The sequence below is a fragment of the Aquabacterium sp. genome (assembly GCF_021768455.1).
Classification (GTDB): domain Bacteria; phylum Pseudomonadota; class Gammaproteobacteria; order Burkholderiales; family Burkholderiaceae_C; genus Aquabacterium.
Genome location: NZ_JAIZVX010000276.1, coordinates 1 through 1915, shown reverse-complemented (window position 1 = coordinate 1915; position 1915 = coordinate 1). Strand labels below are relative to the sequence as shown.

Genomic DNA, 1915 nt, shown 5'->3' with positions numbered 1-1915 from the left:
CGCCGGTGGCGCGGGTCAGACGGGGCGTTCGGCTCAGGGGGCAGGCGGGCCTGGCCTGATGTGGGGGATCAGGGCTTGGTCCAGCTCTGGGTGAGCGGGTTGTAGGTCCAGGTGGCCGCTTGCTGGATGGTTTCCGGCCAGGTGGTGTCGGCCTCGGCGTCGGTGAGGATCCAGACCTCTTTCAGCAGGCCGTTCATCTCGAGTGCGTAGTTGACCTTGTAGGTCTGGCCCACGAGTGCGCTCGACATCACCAGCATGTTGTTCGCACCCCGGATGCGCACGCCGGGTGCCAGGCGGATGGCATCGCCATTGAGCGCGGCCTCGGGGGGCTGGCCGAAGCTGACCTTGCCGCGCAGGGTGTTGGGGGGCAGCACGCGGGCGTGCTGGGCCGAAGCGGCCTGAGGCGCAAGCAGGACGAGGGGCAGGGCAGCGGTGAAGGCGGTCGAGAGGGCCAGAGAGGCCGTGACCGTCAGCAAACAGCGGGGCATGGTGTTGATCCAGGGGCTGTGGGGGGAAGATCCCATTTTACCGCCCGGATCCCGCCCGGCCTCAGAAACTCACGACCACGCCCAGGCTGTAGAGATCGACGTTGGCCGTCTGGCCGTTGACGCGGTTGCCGTAGCGCTCCCATTCGCCGCGCAAGGCGGTGGTGGCATTGAGCTGGTACTGCAGGCCCGAGCCGAGCTTGATGTTTCGGCCGGTTTCGATCGTGGTGCGCTCGCCGACGATGCGCAGGGTGCGGTTGTCATAGAGGCCGAGGCGACCCAGCACGCTCCACTGTGGCGCCAGCGGGGCGATGGCGACCAGGTCGAGGTAGCCGCCAGACGCCTGAATGGTGTTGCTGCCCGCGCGGAAGGTGCCCAGCTCGGCCTGGCCCAGCTCGATGCTGAGCGTGGGGTTGAACTGGTAGCCCACGTAGGCCTTGAAGCCGGTGTGCCCGCCATCAATGGGGGCTGTCAGGGGGCTCTGCTCCTTGTAGTGCGACTGGCCGATGCTGCCGCCCAGGTAGAAGCCGGTCTGGGCCTGCACCGGCTTGGCACAGGCGATGGCGGCTGCGGCCATGGCCAGTGCGATCACGCTGTGGGCACGCAAGGGAAAGAAGGGGCGGGCTGGCAAACAGGACTCCTCGGTGTGGGCTGGGCCCGGGCATCCGAGGATGGCGGCTTTGTGTCAAGCGCGTTTGTCGGCCGTGTAAAGCGGTGTGAAGCGGGTGTGTCGCCCAGGTGGATCAGGTCTCTTGCGGGGTGTTCAGGGCGGCCAGTCGCTCGGGCGTGCCCACGTCGACCCACTCGCCGGTGTAGAGGCTGGCACCCAGCTTGCCGGCGTCGATGGCGCGCTCCAGGCAGGGACGCAGCGCGGCTTTCTGACCCAGGGTCACACCGTCGACCATGGCCGGGCGGTAGAGCCCGATGGTCGAGTAGGTGCCGGTGGGGGTGCCCGCGGGCGCCTGGTCGCGACGGTGCACGCGGCCCTGGGCATCGAGCGCGAAGTCACCCTGGGGCACATGGGCCGGGTTGGGCACCAGCCACAGGCGGCCCCAGTCCTCGCCCTGTGCGAAGCGTTCGGCCTCGTTTGCATCGAATCGGAAGCCGGGCACGAACACGTCGCCGGCCAGCACCCAGAAGGCCTCGCCCAGCCAGGGCAGGGCCTTGGCCATGCCGCCCGCGGTTTCCAGGGCGCCGCCGTGGTCTCGCCCTTCGCGGCTGTAGGTGATGCGCAGGCCCCAGCGGCTGCCGTCGCCCAGGGCGGGTTCAAACTGGTCTTCGAGGTAGGCGGTGTTGATGACCACGTCGCGCACGCCATCGCGGGCCAGGGCCGCCAGGTGCCAGGCGATCAGGGGCTGGCCACGCACAGTCAGCAGGGGCTTGGGGGTGGTGTCGGTCAGCGGGCGCATGCGCTCGCCACGGCCAGCGGC

3 protein-coding genes are annotated in these 1915 nt (G+C 69.3%); all 3 read right to left on the bottom strand.

The annotated features are described in order from the left end of the window. Positions 1-68: 68 nt before the first annotated feature. Positions 69-488 (bottom strand): hypothetical protein, encoded by a 420-nt coding sequence (locus QZ994_RS19690; protein WP_290877747.1) that lies wholly within the window; start codon positions 486-488, stop codon positions 69-71. Positions 489-549: 61 nt separating this feature from the next. Further along, positions 550-1116 carry an outer membrane beta-barrel protein gene (locus QZ994_RS19685; RefSeq protein WP_290877744.1) on the bottom strand — a complete coding sequence of 189 codons (567 nt, stop codon included), beginning with the start codon at positions 1114-1116 and terminating at the stop codon, positions 550-552. 112 nt (positions 1117-1228) lie between these two features. Then, positions 1229-1915, bottom strand: a 687-nt coding sequence (gene murU / locus QZ994_RS19680) for an N-acetylmuramate alpha-1-phosphate uridylyltransferase MurU (RefSeq protein WP_290877742.1), incomplete at its 5' end; no start/stop codon positions are given.